The sequence below is a fragment of the Anaerobacillus alkalidiazotrophicus genome (assembly GCF_001866055.1).
The window spans coordinates 963,293-985,512 of the sequence record NZ_MLQS01000001.1 but is presented as its reverse complement, the minus strand read 5'-3'; the positions used below and the strand labels follow the sequence as shown (position 1 = coordinate 985,512).

General features: G+C 34.9%; 17 protein-coding genes, 1 other RNA gene, 1 riboswitch and 1 other annotated feature. Of the genes, 1 reads left to right on the top strand and 17 read right to left on the bottom strand.

Annotation, left to right across the window (positions count from 1 at the left end; translation table 11 throughout):
- Window positions 1-39 precede the first annotated feature (39 nt).
- From BKP45_RS04660 to BKP45_RS04585, 17 genes are all read right to left on the bottom strand, one after another.
- Window positions 40-1,626 carry an L-lactate permease gene (locus BKP45_RS04660; protein WP_071388549.1) on the bottom strand — a complete coding sequence of 529 codons (1,587 nt, stop codon included), beginning with the start codon at window positions 1,624-1,626 and terminating at the stop codon, window positions 40-42.
- Window positions 1,627-2,163: 537 nt separating this feature from the next.
- Window positions 2,164-2,925, bottom strand: a complete 762-nt coding sequence (locus BKP45_RS04655; RefSeq protein ID WP_071388548.1) for a tRNA threonylcarbamoyladenosine dehydratase — start codon at window positions 2,923-2,925, stop codon at window positions 2,164-2,166.
- A gap of 382 nt (window positions 2,926-3,307) precedes the next feature.
- Window positions 3,308-3,484, bottom strand: a non-coding RNA gene (ssrS, locus tag BKP45_RS04650) — 6S RNA.
- 356 nt (window positions 3,485-3,840) lie between these two features.
- Window positions 3,841-5,112 carry a homoserine dehydrogenase gene (locus tag BKP45_RS04645; RefSeq protein ID WP_071388547.1) on the bottom strand — a complete coding sequence of 424 codons (1,272 nt, stop codon included), beginning with the start codon at window positions 5,110-5,112 and terminating at the stop codon, window positions 3,841-3,843.
- Window positions 5,113-5,367: 255 nt separating this feature from the next.
- A riboswitch (SAM riboswitch) is annotated at window positions 5,368-5,514 on the bottom strand.
- A gap of 170 nt (window positions 5,515-5,684) precedes the next feature.
- Window positions 5,685-7,472, bottom strand: coding sequence for an aspartate--tRNA ligase (aspS, locus tag BKP45_RS04640; protein WP_071388546.1), 1,788 nt, complete (start codon window positions 7,470-7,472; stop codon window positions 5,685-5,687).
- Window positions 7,473-7,488: 16 nt separating this feature from the next.
- Window positions 7,489-8,760, bottom strand: coding sequence for a histidine--tRNA ligase (gene hisS, locus BKP45_RS04635; protein ID WP_071388545.1), 1,272 nt, complete (start codon window positions 8,758-8,760; stop codon window positions 7,489-7,491).
- 90 nt (window positions 8,761-8,850) lie between these two features.
- Window positions 8,851-9,078 (bottom strand) — a binding site (T-box leader).
- A 73-nt stretch (window positions 9,079-9,151) separates the two neighbouring features.
- A complete protein-coding gene (locus tag BKP45_RS04630; protein ID WP_071308581.1) occupies window positions 9,152-9,328 on the bottom strand; it encodes an RNA polymerase subunit sigma-70 in 177 nt (58 codons plus the stop codon).
- 508 nt (window positions 9,329-9,836) lie between these two features.
- Window positions 9,837-10,277 (bottom strand): D-aminoacyl-tRNA deacylase, encoded by a 441-nt coding sequence (dtd, locus tag BKP45_RS04625; RefSeq protein WP_071388544.1) that lies wholly within the window; start codon window positions 10,275-10,277, stop codon window positions 9,837-9,839.
- A 13-nt stretch (window positions 10,278-10,290) separates the two neighbouring features.
- Window positions 10,291-12,468 carry a RelA/SpoT family protein gene (locus BKP45_RS04620; protein ID WP_245747383.1) on the bottom strand — a complete coding sequence of 726 codons (2,178 nt, stop codon included), beginning with the start codon at window positions 12,466-12,468 and terminating at the stop codon, window positions 10,291-10,293.
- A gap of 181 nt (window positions 12,469-12,649) precedes the next feature.
- The gene (locus tag BKP45_RS04615; protein WP_071388542.1) at window positions 12,650-13,165 is read right to left on the bottom strand and encodes an adenine phosphoribosyltransferase; all 516 of its coding nucleotides are present in this window, start codon (window positions 13,163-13,165) and stop codon (window positions 12,650-12,652) included.
- Window positions 13,166-13,200: 35 nt separating this feature from the next.
- Window positions 13,201-15,549 (bottom strand): single-stranded-DNA-specific exonuclease RecJ, encoded by a 2,349-nt coding sequence (gene recJ / locus BKP45_RS04610; RefSeq protein ID WP_071388541.1) that lies wholly within the window; start codon window positions 15,547-15,549, stop codon window positions 13,201-13,203.
- 74 nt (window positions 15,550-15,623) lie between these two features.
- A complete protein-coding gene (locus tag BKP45_RS04605) occupies window positions 15,624-15,947 on the bottom strand; it encodes a LapA family protein (RefSeq protein ID WP_071388540.1) in 324 nt (107 codons plus the stop codon).
- 54 nt (window positions 15,948-16,001) lie between these two features.
- A complete protein-coding gene (locus tag BKP45_RS04600; protein ID WP_071388539.1) occupies window positions 16,002-16,910 on the bottom strand; it encodes a cation diffusion facilitator family transporter in 909 nt (302 codons plus the stop codon).
- A 123-nt stretch (window positions 16,911-17,033) separates the two neighbouring features.
- A complete protein-coding gene (gene secF, locus BKP45_RS22380; protein ID WP_169824054.1) occupies window positions 17,034-17,957 on the bottom strand; it encodes a protein translocase subunit SecF in 924 nt (307 codons plus the stop codon).
- On the bottom strand, window positions 17,947-19,242 hold the full coding sequence (secD, locus tag BKP45_RS22375; protein WP_169824053.1) for a protein translocase subunit SecD: 1,296 nt from the start codon (window positions 19,240-19,242) through the stop codon (window positions 17,947-17,949). The genes secF and secD overlap by 11 nt, the downstream gene beginning before the upstream one ends.
- A gap of 224 nt (window positions 19,243-19,466) precedes the next feature.
- Entirely contained in the window at window positions 19,467-19,757 is a 291-nt protein-coding gene (locus BKP45_RS04590) for a post-transcriptional regulator (RefSeq protein WP_071388538.1), read from the bottom strand.
- An 82-nt stretch (window positions 19,758-19,839) separates the two neighbouring features.
- Window positions 19,840-20,325 (bottom strand): COG2426 family protein, encoded by a 486-nt coding sequence (locus tag BKP45_RS04585; RefSeq protein ID WP_071388537.1) that lies wholly within the window; start codon window positions 20,323-20,325, stop codon window positions 19,840-19,842.
- 170 nt (window positions 20,326-20,495) lie between these two features.
- Here BKP45_RS04585 and spoVB point away from each other — a divergent pair, with 170 nt between their 5' ends.
- Complete coding sequence (spoVB, locus tag BKP45_RS04580) at window positions 20,496-22,070, top strand: stage V sporulation protein B (protein ID WP_071388536.1); 1,575 nt, start codon at window positions 20,496-20,498, stop codon at window positions 22,068-22,070.
- Window positions 22,071-22,220: the final 150 nt, after the last annotated feature.

Here is a 22,220-nt window from a genome sequence, read left to right as displayed (position 1 = left end):
ATGAAATTATTTCCATAACCAATAGTAAAGCGATTGTGTTTACAAGGCCAAAAATAAAACCGTAGCAGCAATTCCTACTAATAGCCCATATATTAGAGCAGGGGCCAATGTTTTACGAATGACTTCCCCCTCTTTACCAACAAGCCCAACTACCGCTAAAGCTGCAACAACGTTGTGTACACAAATCATATTCCCTGCTGCTGCTCCTGCCACTTGCTGCGCCAAAATAAGGTTTGTGTTTAATCCAGTCTCTATCGCTACACTGTACTGAATCGGAGCAAAAGTAAGTGTTGATACTGTTGCACTTCCAGTGATAAAAGCTCCAAGAATTCCGAGATAAGGTGCAACAAATGGCCATACGCCACCGAACGTAGACGCCATAGATAATGCAATATATTCTGGCATCGACACGAGATCACTCGTGTTCATTCCAGAATTCGAAAATACTTGCACAAGTGCCAAAGTAGGAATTAACGCTAGTGCTGCCCCCTTAACCGAATTCAATGATTCCTTCGAAGCTTTCGTAAAACTTGAAAAAGTGCTCCTTTGTGTAAATACCGAGATCACTGCTGCGAGTACAAGAACTGCTCCTGGAGAATATAGTACTTGCCACGCTGAATTAATTCCTTCTATTCCAAGTACATTATTCCAACCCAGGTCAATTGTATTTTGCGCGAATTGCTTAATCGGCGTAACAATTCTTGTTAACAAAAGCAAGACAACAACAATAAAATATGGACTCCATGCAGATACAAGACTCATATCAGATTTTTTCTCTTCCGCTTTAAAATCTTTAGCCAGAGCATCTTGCCATACAACTTTTGGAATGAAAATATTCTTCTTTGCTGTTAATGTTGCAATAGCCATTGCCGTAATCGAAGCCAAAATTGAAACAAATTCTGGTCCGAACAACCAAGCATATAAAGCAGCTGAAAGAGTATAAGATGCACCTACAAGTAACGTCCAAGGTAATAGTGAAAATGCACTTGACAGCCCTTTTTTCTTCCCAAAAGCAATTGTTAAAACAAGAACTAGAATAAATGGTATTAATGTACCTACCAATAAATCCATTAATGTAATTAAAATTCCAACATCTTTAAAGAGCTCGATCCCTGCTCCTTCAATATTGCTTAGTCCCACAATAATCGGAGTTCCAACAGCCCCAAATGATACCGCTGTACTATCGGCAATTAGTGCTGTAGCGGCTGCAGCTAAAGGAGTGAATCCAAGAGCCACTAGCAATGGTCCGGTAACCGCGGCAGGTGTTCCGAAACCCGCCGCACCTTCTATTAAACTTCCAAATAGAAAAGCCACAATAACAACTTGAACTCTCATATCCGGAGAGATATTCCGGAAACCTTCATTAATTCTATCAACAGCTCCAGTGTTCTTTAAAGTATTTAATAAAACAATGGCTCCGAAAAGAATAAATAAAATCGTTATGGCCCTGTGTGAACCTTGCAAAATAGACGCAGACAATATATCGATATTTAATCCCCAGACTGTAAAAGCAAACAAAATTACGATCACTGCACTGTAAAGCATCCCCCGCTTTGCAGGCATTCTCAAAAGGACTAAAAATATAAATGGCGCGATAATTGCACTAAATGCTGCTAATAATTGCATAATTTAACCCCCCCATAAAATCATTGCTTATCCCCAACAAACCATTAGTGCTAAGTTACCTCCAATCTTTGTAAAATCACCCAAATTACTATTTTTGATTAGTAAATATTAGTTGTAACCGCTTTCATTGTATTTAAGATTTTGAAAGTAATCAATAAGATCGTTCAAAAAAAATTCACAAACTTTCATTTTTTAGTTATATATAAGAAATCTAGTACAATATTAAGAGTGTTTTTTGTACATTCACACAAAATTCATTTTTATTTAAGAATAAAAACTACAAGACTGACACTAAAATTTCAAAATTAGTTGAATGAAATTCATTAAAATATTAATTTTTCTTGGAAAGGTTTAATTAGGAGGGTCTTGAATGTTGAATTGTATATAAAGCTGAACTTCAATCAGAGGGAGTTTTGCTTCATCCCCCACTGATTGTTAGTTTAACTTATACCACAGGCATAAGAGTAACTAATCATCAGCTTTCACTGATGAAAGTTATTCTATATCGGACGTTTAGGGGCGGTGTAACAGTAATTATTAGCGCTCTATTTTTATATCTTTGAGTAAAGAGGTAATGACATGACCTGCCATTATAAGTCCTGATACAGAAGGGACAAATGCATTTGATGAAGGTGGCATTTTAGCTTTTCGAATTGGAGATTCTTCTTGTGCCTTGGATACAATCTCTTTTCTTATTTCTTCTTTAATTTTAATCGGTTGTTCATCAGAAAAAACAACATTTATTCCTTTATGTATACCTTGTTTTCTAAGTTTTGTTCGAATGACCTTTGCTATTGGGTCGTAGCTAGTCTTAGAAATGTCCGCTATTCTTAATCTTGTAGGATCCATTTTATTAGCAACTCCCATACTAGAGATAATAGGAATTTTGCGTTTTAAACATTCTTTCATTAAATGGATTTTATATGAAATAGTATCAGAAGCGTCTACAACAAAATCAAGCCCATAATCAAAAAACGCTTCATATGTTTCTTCAGTATAAAACATCTTTAATGCAATCACTTCACATTCAGGGTTAATATCTGCAATCCTAGCCTTCATTAAATCCACTTTAGGTTTTCCAACTGTTGATAATAACGCATGAACTTGGCGATTTACATTTGTGATATCAACATCATCCTTATCTACCAAAACTAGCCGACCTACCCCCGACCTGGCAAGAGCCTCAGCTGAAAATGAACCGACTCCACCTATACCAAGAACAGCAACCGTACTGTTTTTTAAAATATTTAATCCTTCATGTCCAATTGCTAGTTCATTTCTAGAAAATTGATGTAACATTAGTTAATTCTCCTTCCAAAATTCCTATATAGCTTATTTCACGATTTTGAATATATCATAAAACTTCATTAGATGTAAATTTAGACCTTCATTTAATAGAATTTTTCCCCACTTTGGATTGAATAATTAATTTTATTAAAAAGCTGAAACTTCAATAAGCAAGAGAAACACTTCAATCTACATTTTTTGCTCATTTAACTTATCCTAGCTTTCGATCAATTAATCGGTCAACTATGCACACAAAGCTATGGACTTTCCCAAGTTTTGAAAGTTTATTGCCTCTTAAGGGCGATAATATCCCTTCTTATACTATCAACCGAAATTAACGAGACTATACAAAAAACCTAGGAACTCTCCTAGGTTTAAAAAGTTAGTATAAGGTTAGAGTCCCAATGTGCCGTAAAAACATAGTTTTGAACCTGCTCTCGCAGGTGGGTGCCCTGTTTAACTTCTTGTACTTCCTTTCAAGAAGGCCTGCACGCCAAGCTAAAACTTCAAGCTCCCATATTAAAAGTGTTGGCTCAAAACGTATTGTATCCTACGAACACCTCAGGACTCTAATGGATTAACTTTATAATACCACGATCTTTTTTAGATTTCAAGTTGAGAGAAACGTTGACGTAAAACAGACATTTATTTAATTAATTATCCTTAAATTTACCATTTCAGTGAATTTCCTAATTACCTAAATGGAGCTACATAAGTCTAAATGTTGTTGGAAACGATCTTCATCCAACAACATTTAGTATCAGAGTAGCGAAAATAAACAATTATGAAATTCATTAATTTGATTAAGCAATTATGAAATTGATTTAATTTAATGGATTACATATTCGCCTCTATAGATACTCTAACTAGTAACGTTAAATTGTGCGTCACTAGTTCAGATTTATGACGCTAGGTATAAAAATTCACTCAATTATATACTTTTATTGTATTTTGACCACCTTTAGTGAGTTCAACTCCATGATCATTGTTATCATTTGAGCCTCGTTGTATAGGGAAAATATCAACGTATTCAATTTCATCAAATATAGGCAAACACTTTTCACGTGCTTTTATTATCATAGCTATTTTTTCAGTATCATCAATCTGTAAAACTTCTTCTACGTCATAAGTACTGTCTATTATCTTTTGATTGATTTCATTTTCTTTGCTTTTCTCATAAAAGAGTACAAATTGTTGACTATCTGGGAGATATGCCTTTACACGTTTCTTTCTATTAGTTTGATTGTTCTTTTTTAATAACTGATGGAGATAGTCTTCAATCATACTAGTAGCCGTTGGTCTTTTACCTGCTCCAGGACCAGCAGTGACGAAATCTCCTAACCAATCCGTTTTAATATGAACTCCATTATTTTCATTTTCAATTGCTGATAATGGATGGTTTTTGTCAATGAAACACGGGGAGATTGTACCTTGAACTTCCCTACCATCATAATAAGCTTCTGCTATATATTTTAATTTTAAACCAAGAGCTTCTCCAGCTTTAAAATGCCAACTTTTGAGATGAGACATTCCTTTTCTTTGAAACTGTTCATCACTAACCCAAGCTCCAAAACAGAGTTTACAGAGTATTTGAAGTTTATATAACGCATCAAATCCCTCAATATCAGCAGTAGGATCAGCCTCAGCAAATCCTAATTGTTGTGCCTCCTTTAAGACATTTTCAAACGACCGTTTCCCATCTGCAAGCTTTGTAATGATATAATTTGTAGTTCCATTTAAAATTCCAGATACCTTTTCTACCGCGCTCCATTGTAACTGACTATTGAGTGTGTTCACAATTGGTATTCCTCCTGCAACGGTTGCCTCATAACCGATAAATGAATTATATTTACTTGCTAAATTTTCGAGTAGAGGTCCGTGTTTAGCGACTAGCTCTTTATTCGCTGTAATTACAGGTATTTTTTTCATTAAAAGTAATGTAATATAATCTAGTGCTGGTTGTTCTCCACCCATAGCCTCAAAAACAATATCAAACTCATTGCTAAAAAAATCTTCTGGTCTATCTGTCATAAGTTCAAAGTTTGCTTCATTTACGTATCTACGTTTATTTCTAATTAATATTTTAGTAATACATAACTCTTCACCAATTACAGACTCTAAATAATCCAAAGTTTCTGTAACACCCTCATACACACCTGAATTTACAGTTCCAAACCCTAAAAAACCAATTTTAATCAATGTAAACAGCTCCCTTACCCTATAATTAACAAAAAGTGTTTCTTAATTCACATAATCTTTAAAAAAATCTCATTATATTAAGCCTAAATCTCGAATTCCTTACTACCCACATAAGAAACGATGTAACAAGAAAAGCGCAAGCGCCTTGGTCACGAGCGATAGGCTGCTTGCGCTAGACAGTTTCTAAGTTAGAAATTTATAAATTCTGATACTACAAAAAAACCTTTCCAGACAAGGAAAGGTTTTTTATATCCTCACTTATCTGCCAGAGCATTCTCTCTGCTGAACTTAGCACCTTGTTTAGATAGCCTTTTGTTTTTATTTAGCCTAAAATAGCAAAACAAAAGGATAACAGGTTGCCGGGCTTCATCGGGTCAGTCCCTCCGCCTCTCTTGATAAGTATATTTAATTGTAATTGTCATTCATTTATTAAAATAGTAAAACTATTTAGAATTCCTAAGTAAAAAAACTATAACATGAGAGCAAAAAAATGTAAATACTATTTAACATTTTTTTGTCTCAAGCTCTATTAGAAATTTATAAATTATTTTTAAAATTGAATAGGGCTATCGTTAAGCTTTTACTTTCTCTTCTTTTCTAGGTAAAACAGATAAATTTAATTCTTTTAATTGTGCACCACTAACTTCACCAGGTGCATTTGTTAATAAACAACTTGCACTTGCTGTTTTCGGGAAGGCAATTGTATCTCGTAGATTTGTACGGCCAGATAAAATCATAACCAAACGGTCTAACCCTAGAGCAATACCACCATGTGGAGGTGTTCCGTATTCAAACGCATCCATTAGGAACCCAAATTGATTTCTTGCTTCTTCTTCAGAAAACCCTAGCGCTTTAAACATATTTTCTTGAAGCTCTCTCTCAAAGATACGTTGTGAGCCACCACCTAATTCATATCCATTTAACACTAAATCATAAGCTTCAGCACGTACTTTTTCTGGAGCAGTTGTTAATAACTGTACGTCCTCTTTTACAGGCCTAGTAAACGGATGGTGTTCAGCAACATAACGCTTCTCATCTTCATCATAAGATAGCAGTGGGAATTCTGTCACCCATAAGAAATTAAATTTGTTCTTGTCAATTAGTCCTAGGTCTTTCCCGAATTTTAAACGAAGAGCTCCTAAGCTATCAAAAACAACTTTCTTTTTATCCGCTCCGAAAAATAGTAAATCTCCAATTTCAGCATTAAATACCTTGCTCATTGCTTCAATTTCTTCTTCTGTGAAAAATTTTGCAATAGGACCTTTTAAGCCGTCTTCTTCAACTTTTAACCATGCGAGACCTTTTGCACCGTAGATAGCAACGAATTTAGCTAAATCATCAATTTCCTTACGAGATAACTTCGTTGCTCCACCTTTTACATTTAACCCTTTTACAATACCACCATTTTCGATAGCATTTGTAAATACTTTCAAACCACAATTCTTAACAATATCCGATAATTCTACAAGTTCCAAACCAAAACGTGTATCTGGCTTGTCTGACCCATAACGGTTCATTGCGTCTTCGTAAGTTAAACGTTGGAATGGAGAAGAAATTTCGATTCCTTTAACTTCTTTCATCACTTTAATCATCATTGCTTCCATCATGGAAATCAAGTCTTCTTTATCCATAAACGATGTCTCAATATCTACTTGTGTGAATTCTGGCTGACGGTCTGCACGTAAATCTTCATCACGGAAACAGCGTACAATTTGATAATAACGCTCAAAACCTGAAACCATTAACAACTGCTTAAAAATTTGCGGTGACTGTGGTAATGCATAGAATTCTCCATGATGTACACGACTTGGTACTAAATAGTCACGTGCGCCTTCTGGAGTACTTTTTGTTAACATTGGTGTTTCAATTTCTAAAAATGCCTTCTCATCTAAATAATCACGAATTAATTTTGTAGTATTATGTCTTAATTTAAATATTTCTTGCATTTCAGGACGACGTAAATCTAAGTAACGGTATTTAAGACGAATGTCTTCAGATACATTTGTCTCATCCTCAATTTGAAATGGTAACGTCTTCGCTCTATTTAAAACTTCAATTTTATTTACAAGAACTTCAACTGTACCTGTACTCATTTTCGGGTTAATTGTAGTTTCCTCACGAGCGATAACTGTACCTTCCACATCCAAAACATATTCTGTACGTACTTTATCTGCAATCGCTAAAGCTTCTGCAGAAACTTCAGGTTGAAATACAATTTGTACAATACCTGAACGATCTCTTAAATCAATAAAGATTACTTGTCCTAAATCACGACGAGTTTGTACCCATCCTTTTAAACGAACTTTCTCACCAATCGTTTTTTCTAATACCTCTCCACAATTATGCGTTCTTCCAATCACAAGTATTGCCTCCTTATTATTTCAGCTTTTCGCCTAAAAAGTTAATTAATTTATCTACAGGAATTTCTTGTTGATCCCCTGTTTCCATTTCCTTAATAACAATTGTATTCTTCTCTATTTCACTTTCACCAATGATTGCAACATACTTTGCTTTATAGCGGTCAGCTGCTTTCATTTGCGCCTTCATTTTCTTATTAAGAAAATCTTGCTCACATGAAAATCCAGCTTGTCGAATTTTAAAGCTAATGTTAGAAGCAACAAGTTTGGCCTCACCACCCATTGCAATAACATAGCAATCAAGGTGTTCGTTAATTGGTAACGATACTTTCTGAACTTCTAAAGCCATGAGAAGACGCTCAATACTTAAAGCAAATCCAATACCTGGAGTCTCTGGTCCACCAATTTCTTGAACTAGACCATTATACCGTCCGCCACCACATAACGTAGTAATTGACCCGAAACCTTCTCCATCTACCATAATTTCAAATGCTGTATTGTTATAGTAATCAAGTCCCCTTACTAAATTAGGATCTACTACAAATTCTATTTTCATATCACTTAGTACTTTTTGCACAATTGCAAAATATGCTTTTGAATCTTCGTTTAAATAATCTAATATTGCAGGTGCGTTCCCCATTAACTCATGATCACGATCTTTTTTACAATCCAAAATTCGAAGTGGATTCTTTTCTAATCTTGCCTGACAATCGCTACAAAACTCATGGATTCTTGGTTGAAAATGATTAATTAATGCAAGCCGATGAGCATTTCTACTTTCAGCGTCACCTAAGCTATTAATGACTAATTTAAGATTTTTTAAACCTAGCTCTCTATAAAATTCCATCGCTAATGCAATAACTTCAGCATCAATAGTTGGGTCTGCACTTCCTAGTGCCTCAACACCAAATTGAACAAATTGTCGCATTCTTCCTGATTGTGGTCGCTCATAACGAAACATCGGTCCAATATAATATAACTTTGTTGGCTGACTAGGTTCACCAAAAAGCTTATTTTCTACAAAAGATCGAACAGTTGAAGCTGTACCTTCCGGACGAAGTGTAATGCTCCTTCCACCACGATCTTCAAACGTATACATTTCCTTTTGTACAATATCTGTCGTGTCACCGACACCTCGCATAAATAATTCTGTCTGTTCAAAAATCGGTGTGCGAATTTCTTTATAATTATAACGACGACAAATATCTCGAGCTTTACTTTCGACAATTTGCCAAAGTTCTACTTTCCCGGGCAATATGTCTTGGGTTCCTCGTGGTATTTTGAAATTCATTTATGTTCCTCCTTAAATCTAAATACGTCTATAAAAACTTTGGATAATATTATGTACATACAAAAAAACTCTCGTCCCTGATATATACATATCAGGGACGAGAGTTAAATCCCGTGGTGCCACCCTAATTGGACTTTTATATATTAATAAAGGTCCCACTTTAAACAGTTAACGCCTGCTGTCGTTTTCCCCTACTAAGTTTCAAGGAAAAACCTAAGGAGTGTTCATTCATTAAGCACATGGAGAAATGTTTACAGCCAAGACATTTCCTCTCTTACCATGAAAACCTTAATTACTTTGCTCCCTCAATGGTTGTAGATTATTTACCAATCATTGTACTCTATCATACGTAGGAACCGAACAGTTGTCAATACTATAAACGACAATTTTTTTAATTCCTAGACAACTTCCTTTTAAGTTCTTTTACATTCCTCAGTGAAATTCCATACTCTTCTGCTAGTTCATAATTAGTAAATTGTTGCTCTTTCTGAATAAAGTCGTGAAAGTCAACTCCAATAAGTTGATGGTGCCCATTTCCTACACTTTCTTGCTTACTTCCTGCTCTCATAATCGACTTCCTTTCAAACTCTTTTCCCTTTATCTTGTCCACTTTTTCAAATAAAAAACCTAACTTTATTCAGGACAGCTAAAAACCTCTTTGTTTTTATAGATAAAAAGAATTGAGCAATAAAGCTGAACTTCAATCAGTAGGGGTTTTCCTTCATCCCCCACTGATTGTTAGTTCAACTTATACCACGGGCATAAGAATAACTAATCATCAGCTTTCGCCGATTAAAGTCATTCTATATCGGACCTTTAGGGGCAGTTAATCCCACACCTAAACTTCTCGATTTTCTTACGTTTTGAGGTGGGCGCCTTACTGCCCCTTAAGAGTGGGATAAAAAAGGCGACTACTACCCAGTAAATAATCTATATATGCTCCCCTTTTAGGACTAGTGACCGATTCTTTCAGTCGTTACGGTCACGATTACAACGGAATAGCGCGCGAACTCCCCAACACAAAAAACGTATGTGGTTTTCGTATTGAAAACCCATACGTTTTAACTTTTCACATCCTACTTACTTTCTACAATTAACGTGACAGGTCCGTGATTCAATAGTTGAACATCCATCATTTCACCGAATATACCAGTTTCAACTGTCACTCCCTTTTCCCGAAGCTTTTCGTTAAAAAGATCATAAAGATACTTAGCGTAATCTGGTTTAGCTGCAGTCATAAAATTTGGACGTCTACCTTTGCGACAATCACCATACAAAGTAAATTGCGATACTGATAAAATTTGTCCTTTGACATCTAATAATGATAAATTCATTTTTTCATTTTTGTCTTCAAACACTCTTAAATGAACAATTTTATCTGCTAGAAAAGCAACATCTTCCTCTGTATCTTCATGAGTTATTCCGACTAATAGCATGAAACCATAATCAATCTTACCAACTACTTCTTCATTTACCGTCACACTAGCTTCTTTCGTTCTTTGTACAACTACTCTCACAACCTAGACTCCTTTAGTGCATAATTCTTCTAACCGAATAAATATCTCTAATTCGCTTTATTCGATCAACTACTTTTTGTAAATGATCAACATTGTGAATAGAAATCGTCATTAAAATAGTAGCCATTTTATTTTTATCTGATTTTCCTGATACAGCATTCATATTGGTCCGTGTTTCTGTCACTGCTTGTAAAACCTCATTTAGTAATCCACGACGATCGTATCCCGAGATTTCTATATCAACATTATAATTTTTCGTTTCTTGGTTATTACCTTCCCACTCTACAGGGAGAAGTCGTGTTTTTGCATCATCTGTCTGAACGTTAGTACAATCGGCACGATGAATAGATACTCCGCGTCCCTTTGTAATAAAACCGATAATATCATCTCCAGGTACAGGGTTACAGCACTTAGATAACCTAATTAATAAGTTATCAATTCCTTTTACCCGTACACCTATACTCGTTTTTTTCGTAGGCGTATATTTTTTAATATCAGAAACCTTTTCGGTTAGTGCATGCTCTTCTAATTCTTGTCCACGTTTTTTTCGTATTTTTTCTGTTAACCTTGTAGCAATTTGTGATGCAGTAATACCGCCATAGCCGACAGCTGCATACATATCTTCTTCACCTTGAAAGTTAAACTTATTTGCAACGACTTCAATATTATCTGTAGTAAGAACTTCTTTAGGTTCAATTGAATGCTTCTTGATTTCTTTTTCAACAAGATCTCTACCTTTTGCTACATTCTCATCTCTTCGTTCTTTCTTAAACCATTGTCTAATTTTATTTTTCGCATGAGAACTTTGACTAATCTTAATCCAATCTTGACTTGGACCGTATGAATGTTTTGAAGTTAAAACGTCGACAATATCACCTGTATTTAAACGATGATCTAATGTAACCATCTTCCCATTAACTTTGGCACCTATACATCGATTACCAATCTCAGTGTGAATTCGATATGCAAAATCTAATGGGACTGATCCAGCCGGAAGTTCAATCACATCACCTTTTGGTGTAAACACAAATACTGTATCAGAAAATAAGTCAATCTTTAAAGATTCCATAAATTCCTGGGCGTCATGAGCGTCATTTTGCCATTCTAATATTTCTCTAAACCAAGACATTTTCTTTTCTAACGTTTGAGCATTATTGACTGTCTTGCCTTCTTTATATGCCCAATGAGCAGCAACCCCAAATTCAGCTATTTTGTGCATTTCTTCTGACCGAATTTGAACCTCCATAGGGTCGCCTTTAGGACCAATAACCGTTGTGTGTAACGATTGATACATATTTGCTTTAGGCATAGCAATATAATCTTTAAAACGGCCAGGCATCGGTTTCCAACATGTATGAATAACTCCTAAAACTGCATAACAATCTTTAATATTTTCAACAATTATTCTAACGGCTAATAAATCGTATATTTCATTAAATTGCTTATTTTGCAATGCCATCTTTCGATAAATACTATAAATATGCTTAGCTCGACCATGAATGTCTGCGTTTACACCGACTTCTTTTAATCGCTCTCTGATTTTTCCGATTACATCATCAATATATTCTTCTCGCTCAGCTCGTTTTTTCTTCATTAAGTTTACAATACGATAGTATTGCTGTGGATTCAGATAACGTAGTGCAGTATCTTCTAGCTCCCATTTAATTGTTGAAATACCCAAACGATGAGCTAATGGAGCAAATATTTCTAATGTTTCATTTGCTATTCTCCGTTGTTTTTCCGCCGGTAAATGTTTTAAAGTCCTCATGTTATGGAGTCTATCAGCTAGTTTAATTAAAATAACGCGAAGGTCCTTTGCCATTGCCACAAACATCTTCCGATGGTTTTCAGCTTGTTGTTCTTCGTGTGATTTATATCTAATCTTTCCTAACTTTGTGACCCCGTCTACCAACATTGCTACTTGATCATTAAATTCACTTTTTAATTGTTCTAAGCTCACATCAGTATCCTCAACTACATCATGCAAAAAAGCAGCAGCGATTGTGTCAGGATCCATTTCCAAATCAATTAATATTTCTGCAACTTGAATAGGATGAAGAATATACGGTTCACCTGATTTACGATACTGTTCGCCATGCGCTTTTAGAGCAAACTCATAAGCTTTTTCTAAAAATTGCACATCTTTTGTAGGTAGATATGAACTTGCTTTTTCTATTACTTGTTCGATCAATGGAATCACCATCACCTTACAGCCATTAATTTATTTCTTTCTATTATCTTTATATTTTGTCTTGATGTAAAGGTTTTTAATGTAGATAATACAATTTATTTTAAAAAACCTGAATTATCGCTAATTTTCATCATCTAAAACAAAGAGCGCCCATCTCGGAGCACTCTCTTTGTCATAAAACTTAGGAATACTGTGTTAAGGAGAAAATCTCATACTTGCTTAGTTTTTGACGACCATCTAAGTAATTTAATTCAATCATAAATGCAATTCCAGCAACGATGCCCCCAAGTTCTTCTACCATCTTAATAGTAGCTTCAATCGTACCGCCTGTTGCTAGTAAATCATCTGCAATTAAAACTCGTTGGCCAGGTTTAATTGCATCTTTATGCATGGTTAAAGTATCTTTCCCATATTCTAATCCGTATTCAACTTTAATAACTTCTCTTGGAAGTTTACCTGCTTTACGAACTGGAGCAAAACCAACTCCTAATGAATAGGCAATTGGGCATCCTACTACAAATCCTCTTGCTTCTGGTCCTACAACAAGATCAATATTTTTGTCTTTAGCAAACAGTGCCATTTCATCAATTGCTTTCTTGTAAGCTTCTCCGTTATCCATTAATGTAGTAATATCCTTAAATCGAATACCTTCCTTTGGATAATCGGGGACAATTGTTATAAACTCTTTAAAATCCATCTTACACGTTCCTCCTACGGTTATTAGAAGCAAGATTACCTGACCGGTTGAATAGATATAAGCTGTTCAAACCATTGCTTTAATTCATTATAGGATGAATAATAAAGCTCATTTTCTAGTCTTGCTTGCTCTTGTTTTCTTTTGTATGTTCTTGACTGATTTAAGTCTTTTTTCTCGATTTTTGTCGAAAGTGAAATAATTCCATTGTTTATTGTAACAAATTCTAGATCAAAAAACACCTGTACCATAAAATCTATCGTATCTTTTGACCATCCTTTATGTTTAGCTAGCTGCAATCCATGTTTTTGTAAATCAAATGTTTGTTGTTTTGTTAAAAAAGCATAAAACCATTTGAAATGCTCTCTTGTAGGTAAAGTTGAGAAAAAATGGTTTTCATTGTGGTGAAATACTGTATATATTCTTTCTGGTTTCTTACTATTTGCAATCACATTTTCGATTTGCTTTTTTTCAATTGGTAAGTCTAAAAAGAACACATATCGCCCAGATAGATCAACATCCGTACAATCAGTTCCATAAGGAATGTATACGAGGTTGTTACTTTGTTCAACATCTACACTTGCTAACGAAATTTCATCAAAGTAAATATAAATAACTTTTTCCATTGGTAATTGTGCTGCAATTTTTCTAATGTTTTTGTTTCCCCTTAAATCAAATAGTTGCCATTCATTAACTGCTACATCCTCTAACATCAATTGAGGTTTGGAATTTCCATTCCACTCATTTACTTGCAACGTACCAACTACAGACACTTTAGACGACATTGATATTTCATCATGCAAATAGCCAAAGCGAAAACCTATACAATCTAAAGTATGTCCATCATGATCTAATAACATTTTTAAATGATTTTCTTCGCTTCCGATACGCCTCATTTGTGATAAATGAACATTATCAATTAAAACTTTAGGAGTTGGATTACTTATACCAAATGGGGCAAGTAAACCCATCTCTTCAATTACCGGAAGTGATATTCGGTTTACAGAAACTTCCAATTCAACCTTTGTAATTGGAATAAAGTCTTCATCTGTTAGAACTTCTATAGCTTGGTAATTTAGCCTACTTCTTAATTCATCTAAGTCTTCTAAATTCATAGTTAAGCCGGCTGCCATTGGGTGTCCACCAAAATGAGGTAAAATATCACGACTTTCGGACAAGTTTTTAAACATGTCAAAGCCTTCTATACTTCTAGCAGAACCTTTAGCTAAACCTTTTTCTTTATCAATACTCAAAACAATTGTAGGGCGATAATATCGTTCAACTAATCTAGATGCTACAATACCAATAACACCAGCATTCCAGCCTTCTTTGGCCACAACCAGTACTTTGTTATCTTCAATTGAAGCATATAAATTTTCAACGATAGTAATAGCTTCTTCTGTTATTTCATTAACAATACTCTGTCTTTCTTTATTAAGCTCATCTATTTCAGTTGCTAAACGGTCTGCATCAGACATTTCCTCACAGATTAGTAGTTCTAGCGCAGGAATAGCCGAATCTAGTCTTCCAGCAGCATTAATTCTCGGGCCAATCCCAAAGCCCACATGATCAGCGCATAATTCAATATCCTCGATACCGGTAAGCCTTTTTAGTGCTCGTAACCCAGGGCGTTTTGTTTTTTCTAATGCTTTAATGCCTTTTTTGGCAATAAGACGATTTTCATCTACTAACGGTACTAAATCTGCAATTGTACCAATAACAGCAATATCTAACAAATGCTCGGGGACATCGTCTAGTAGTGCTTGAGCTAATTTAAATGCAACTCCTACTCCAGCCAGCCCTTTAAATGGATATAAGCAATCCTCTTGTTTTGGATTGACAATTGAATAAGCATCCGGAAGAACTGGTGGTGGTTCATGGTGATCTGTAATAACAAAATCTAACCCTATTTCTTTCGCTACACTCGCTTCATGAACAGCTGATATACCTGTATCTACAGTTACAACTAATGAAAATCCGGCCTCTTTTGCTTTTCTTAACGCAGGTTCGTTTGGTCCATATCCTTCTGTAAATCGATTAGGAATATAAAAATCAACGTTAGCTCCTAATTGTTTCAATGCATGTATCATGACAGCTGTACTACTAACTCCATCAGCATCGTAATCTCCGAATATTAAAATTTTCTCCCCCTGATGAATAGCAGTTTGAATTCGTTCAACTGCTTGTCTCATTCCTTTCAATAAAAAAGGGTCATGAAACTGTGTTTTTTCTATATATAAAAAATTATTAGCCTCTTCTACAGTAGTAATTCCTCTATTTATTAGTAAATTTGCTACAAGTGGTGAAACCTTTAACTCAGCCACGAATTGTTGTGCCAAGGACTGGTCTTTTCCTTCTAATCTCCATCTTTTCTTTGATTTTAACATATTTGTACCACACCCCTAACCTATTAATTATACAAGAGGTTAGTGAGTGTGGCAATTGAGAATATATAAATTGATTATTGACTTTTTTCTGGATGAATAGGAATTTCTTTCTTATTTATTGGTTTCTGTTTCTTAACTTCCTCGACTTTTTTTCGTAAAGCTTCATTTTCAACCTGAATTTTTCTTAGTTGATTTTTCAGTTTATAGACACCATATAAGCCTACACCACCAACTAAAATCCCCCCCATTAATACCGAACTTATAATCACAATAACAAGCGGCCATTGAGCTGTACCTAGCACATAGTTAACAGTAACAGGGGTCATGTTAATAACTGAAAATATAGCAATTAGTAATGCTACAATAAAACCAACAATTAATCCCCATTGCCCTTTCATAATAAGCACCTCTTTTCCATTATCGTTTCAAACTATTCTGTGCTCCCGAATTTATCATTTTTCAACTTCATTCGAATATGGATTTATATGAACTCGGACGTCTTGGACATGGTCTAACTTTACTAATTCTTGCTTTACTCTTTTGCCAATGGTATGGCCTTCTTCAACTGTAATATTAGGGTTAACTGCAATTTTAATATCAACGATAACATAATGACCGTGTTCTCTTGCTAAAAACTCATCAACACTTAAAACACCTTCCACATCACTTGAAATCTTACGCATTTCTACAGTATCCTCCTCATGAAGTACATGGTCCATTGCATTATGAATAGACTGTTTCCCTAAACTCCATGCCATTTTCACAATAAGAATTGAAACGAACAATCCTGCTAACGGGTCAGCATATACTAGCCAAGGTATTCCGATATATCCACCAACAATGGACGCCCCAATACCTAATAAGGCAGCAAAAGAAGAAAACACATCAGAACGATGATGCCAAGCATCTGTCACTAGTGCTTCACTACGGTACTTTTTCCCTAAACGATATTTATAACGAAACATCAATTCTTTAACAATTATTGAAAAGATAACAGCGTAAATTGCAATAATTCCAGGAACTTGAATGGGTTCGTTAAAAGATTGAATTGCTGAGAGAGCAATCTCGACACCAACAATAAAGAGTAATACTGCAACGATGATAGCTGCTATCGATTCTGCTTTGCCATGACCGTACGGATGATCTTTATCTGGTGGGAGTTTCGCTGCCCTAACACCAATTAACACTGCTACAGAACCAACTACATCAGAGGCTGAATGGACTGCATCAGCCACAAGTGCACGACTTCCCGCAAGCCAACCTACAACTCCTTTAATAATAGCTAAAACAATATTTCCAATGATACCCACCCAAGCTGCAAACTGGACTTGTTTAAAACGTACATCTCTTTCCTCAACCATAAAATCACCTAATTTTTAATTATTAATTTAATAACCTTTCTACCTCATTAATAAACTTATTTATTAAAAGCTAATGAGGAAAAAGAAACCGTGGTTGTTTAACCACGGTTAATGCTAATACTATTATGCTTCATTCTCCGCTGTTTTAAAGCGCTTTTTTTGTAAACTTTTACTTTTCCAAACAAGCCAAAGCTGCGCTGCAATAAATAGCGAAGAATATGTTCCGGCAACTAAACCTACTAATAAAGCAAAAGCAAACGTACGTATTGCTTCTCCACCAAATAAGAGTAAGGCTATTGCTGCAAAGACAACTGTCAAAACAGTGTTAATCGATCGTGCTAATGTTTGTACTAAACTCTTATTTACGACACGTGCCAAATCATCAAAACCTTTTACTTTTTTCTCATAGCTTAAGTTTTCCCTAATCCGATCGAATGTAACAATCGTATCGTTTATTGAATACCCAACAATGGTTAAAACCGCAGCAATGAAAGGTAAATTTACTTCCATTTGCACAATTGAGAAAACAGTAATAATGAAATAAGCATCATGTAATAATGCAACAATCGCTGCTACACCATATAACAACTCAAAACGAATCGAAACATAAATGATGATCCCGATTGAAGCAAAAATAACAGAAAAGAATGCGTTTCTAGCTAATTCTCTACCGATAGTTGGTGTAACTGTACTAATATTAGGATCTGCACCAAGGGTTTCATTAAAATGCCTTTGTACAGCTACAATTTCTTCTTGAGATAAGACACCTATAAATGTAGCATAAGCCATTTCATTTCGGTCTCCGGCTAATAAAATATTATCAGGAACTAAATCAATATCAGCAAACTTATCAGTTACAAGATCAGCTGTTAAAGACTTTTCAGCTAGTAACTCTATCTTTGTACCACTTTCAAAATCAATTCCAAGGTTTAACCCAATAGTTGAAAGAAAAATTAACCCTGTCAGTACAAGTAGAGAGGAAAAAATGAAGAACTTTTTACGATGCTTTACAAAATCTATTTTTGTTTCATTCTGATTAAAGTTCACTTATTTCACTCTCCTTTACACCAAAAAGTCGTGGTTTATTATTTAAGATTCTACTGTTTACCCATAAACCTAGAAGTAGACGAGAACCATATACAGCCGTTATAAAACTAGTCAAAATACTAACTATTAACATTACTGCAAAACCTTGTACAGCCATCGTTCCAAAATAAAATAGTACCGACGCGGCTAATATCGTCGTAATATTGGCATCTAAAATTGTAGATAATGAGCGACGGCTACCGGATTTAAACGCAGAAAGTGTTGTTTTCCCTGAGCGTAACTCGTCCTTTATTCTTTCATAGGTAATAATATTTGCATCAACCGCCATTCCAACCCCTAATATTAATGCCGCAATCCCTGGTAATGTCAAAACAGCATTCATCCAATTAAAGATAAGCAATACTAAGTAAACATAAAATGAAAGGGTTAACACTGCAATAACTCCCATAAATCGATAGTAAAAGATCATGTATAGAAAAATTAACGCAACACCGATAAAGCCCGCGTAGATCGTTCGTTCCATTGCTTTTTCACCAAGAGCCGCACCTACAGAGTTAGAGTAAACCTCCTCTAATTGAACAGGTAATGACCCAGCATTAAGGACATCTGCTAAAAATTGAGCTTCTTCTAAAGTAAAAGTACCCTCAATTACTACATTGGTCGTATTTAACACACTTCTAACGGTTGGAGCAGAGATGAACTTTCTTTCATGTTCTGGCTTTAACATCTCTTCCATAAATGAATCGCTTTCTTGATAATCAAGCCAAATAACTAGTTGGCTACCTAAAACAGCTGGGTCACTTGTAACTTCACCAAATTTAGCTGCGTCTTTTAGAGTAACCGCTACCCATGGCTGATTAGCTTGACTAAAAGTTACACTAGCTCCGCCTTGTTTTAGGTCTGCACCATCTAACATCAAATTATCATTTACATCACGAAAAGATAGTTGCGCTTCAGTTGACAACAACTCTCGCGCTGTTTGCTGATCTTCTACTCCAGCGAGCTGAACTCGAATTCGATTCTCACCCTCTATTGCAACATTTGGTTCTGAAACACCAATTACGTTAATCCGTTGATTTAGAGCTGTCACGGTACTCTTTAAGACATCATCATCAATTACGTCACCTTCATGAGCAGGATGAACTTCATATAAAACTTCAAATCCACCTTGAAGGTCTAATCCTAACTTAATTTCTCTAGCAATGCCCATTACGCTAGTCGCAACAAGCCCAAAAAGTAATGCTATTATGAGAAAAAAAGCTGCAATATGACCTTTTTTTACCATTTCTAAGAATGCCTCCTTATTATCCTTCTCTATGTATTATAAAGCTAAACTACAATTATTTTTTTCTACTACACCCACTAATTTGTAGTTTAGCTTTTCCGACCTTTAGATTGAGATAAACCACAAAAAAATGTTTCACAAAATTGCTTGTCCAATTACTTCCAATAGTACAATTATAGCGATGTCAAGTTTGCTATGTCAATTTCATGACCAATACTCTATTATTATTTATCTCCAAATGTAAATTCTGTTTCTCCATCAAACCAATTTGGACCTTTATAGGCACCTATAGTAAGAAAAGTCATATAGTCTGTTATTTTAAGAGTTAGAATTATACGTACTAAATGATGAATTCGGACATATTCTTTTTCTTTTTTTAATTTTGCCAACACACATTCCCATACATCTTCTTGTGTTGCCCTGTCGTAACCCAACATATGAAATTCTTCAACTTTACTTGTTAGTACTGGCATTATATCCTTTTTCCAAATCTCAAATTGCTGACTATCTCCCATTTATAACTCCTCCTCTTCTTTTTTGAGACACAACCATTCTTTCTAAGCTGGTAAATACAATGGTTTTAAACTTACATTTACATTAAAAGACTGAATAAACAAACAAGCTAACACCAATTCCTGCAATAACAACGCCAGAAGAAATTGCAATAAAGGCGGCACGGAAAGGAATGAAGAAAAGTATGGCAGCTAAACAAGCACTCCATGCACCCGTTGTTGGCAAAGGTATAGCAGTAAACAATATCAAACCAAGCGCACCAAATTTTTCAACGTTTTCACTTTTTTTCATCGTCCTATTATATAACCAATCAAAAAAACGTTTGTACAATGGAAAACGCATTAAGAAAGAACTTAATGGTCGAAATAAAATTAAGATTGGTATAACTGGTAAAAGGTTCCCAAGAATGCCATAAAATAATGCTTCGCCAAATGATAATCCCGCTAGAAAAGCAAAAGGTATTCCCCCTCTTAATTCTAAAATAGGCATAGCTGAAATAATTACAACTATTAATTCTGTAGGTAAAAAACTTAAATTCTCTACTAAAAAATTTTGAAAACTCTCTTTCACGTAATTACTCTCCTTTATGTAATAGTATTATTTATAGGGTATTTACAAAAATCTCTCAATTTAACATTCTACATTTTAATTTAACAGAACTTGTCATGCTTGGCCCCCTACTAAGCATATAAATAATTACGGAAAATATCCATCATTTTTTAAAAGGTAGGGGAACTTATGTGACTAGACAAAGCTTCTTACAAGGCGCATTTATATTAATTATAGGCGGTCTTATAACTAAAATCCTAGGATTTGTTAATAAAATTGTAGTAGCTAGAATAATGGGGGCAGAAGGTGTAGGTTTATACTCAATGGCTGTACCAACCTTATTACTAGTTATTACTCTTACACAGATAGGGTTACCAGTAGCGATATCAAAGTTTGTAGCTGAAGCTGAAGCTAGAAATGATCGTTCTAAAATTAAACAAATTTTAGTTGTCTCCCTTGCCACTACAGGTGTTTTAAGTATATTTTTTACGTTTGGAATGATCGGCCTCGCTCCAATTATATCAAAATATTTTCTTACAGATACAAGGGCATTTTATCCATTAGTAGCTATTTCACCAATCGTACCTATCGTTGCACTTTCTTCAGTACTACGAGGTTATTTTCAAGGAAGACAGAACATGAAACCTTCCGCGTATTCACAAGTTATTGAACAAGTTGTCAGGATTACACTTGTTGCTGTACTGACAAGTGCATTTTTACCCTATGGAGTTGAATATGCAGCTGCAGGAGCGATGATCTCTGTAGTAATTGGAGAACTTGCTTCGTTACTTTATATGATCTTTATGTTTAAAAACGCAAAAAAAGTTAAGGTTCGTAGTAACTTTTTTGGTTACTTAAAACAAGGAAAAAGTACATTTAATGAACTTATGACCATCGCACTTCCGACAACAGGTAGTAGATTAATTGGTTCTGTCTCATATTTTTTTGAGCCAATTGTTGTATCTCAAAGTTTAGCTATTGCTGGTATAACAACAGTCATTGCTACAAAGCAGTATGGGGAATTAGCAGGTTTTGCTATTCCATTGTTATTTTTACCAACATTCATTACATACTCTTTGTCCGTGTCACTAGTACCTGCAATTAGTGAAGCAGCAGCACAAAGACATTATAAATTAATCCATCATAGATTGTCTCAAGCACTTCGTTTAGCTATGGTTTCTGGTGGAATTTCATGTGTAATTCTTTACGTCTATGCGGTCCCTATCATGGATTTAATGTATAACGCTCCTACAGTGGCAAGTTATATAAAAATAATGGCTCCTTTTAGCATCTTTTTATACTTCCAAGGACCACTACAAGCTGCTCTCCAGGCATTAAATTTAGCTAAAGCAGCAATGATGAATAGTTTAATTGGTAATGTTGTGAAAATTGTAGCTGTTTTTGTTTTAGCTTCAAGGCCAGAGTTAGGAATTATGGGAGCAGCTTTAGCTATTGTAGCAGGATTTATGCTTGTCACTTTACTACATTTTGCAACATTAGTGAAGACTATTTCTTATACATTACATGTAAGAGAATTTTTAAAAGCAATTACCTGTATTACTATTAGTGGACTACTAGCAATAACTTTGTATAAACATTCCTTCTTGGAAGTTGACCTTCTATGGAAAACATTACTTTCAATCGGCATCGTTAGTATTATTTATATATTGTTGTTAATGCTCTTTGGACTTATAAAAAAAGAAGAAATGCGACGTGTCCCTTTTATCGGAAGTTGGTTGTCTAAGTTTATTATTAGTAAAAATTAATAAAGCTGGACTCAATTTTAAAAGCATCGGATTACTTATTTAATCCGATGCTTTTAATTTTTTAACATAATCAGAATTTATAAATTTCTAACTTGGAAACTGTCTAGCGCAAGCAGCCTATCGCTCGTGACCAAGGCGCTTGCGCTTTTC